Here is a 243-nt window from a genome sequence, read left to right as displayed (position 1 = left end):
CAGCGTCAGTCAGGCCGGCGAGGACCTGGAGCTGTCGCCCGCCGTCGCCAGCTCCCACCTGCGCAAGCTCGAGGACAGGCTGGGGGTGCGCCTGTTGCATCGCACCACGCGGCATGTGGCGCTGAGCGAAGAAGGTCGCGCCTTTCTCCCCCATGCAAAGGAGGTGCTGCTCAGCGCCGAGGCCGCGCGGGCTGCCGTCGGCAGGGGCACGACCTCCCCCAGCGGGAGCTTGCGCATCCGCGC

1 protein-coding gene is annotated in these 243 nt (G+C 72.0%); it reads left to right on the top strand.

Annotation, left to right across the window (positions count from 1 at the left end; genetic code table 11):
* A partial coding sequence (locus R2R70_RS22620) for a LysR family transcriptional regulator (protein ID WP_410979290.1) occupies positions 1 to 243 on the top strand: 243 nt, incomplete at both ends.

Origin of the sequence: Cobetia sp. SIMBA_158 (assembly GCF_046566945.1) — a bacterium.
GTDB classification, from domain to species: Bacteria; Pseudomonadota; Gammaproteobacteria; order Pseudomonadales; family Halomonadaceae; genus Cobetia; species Cobetia amphilecti.
This window is presented reverse-complemented; position numbering and strand designations above follow the sequence as displayed.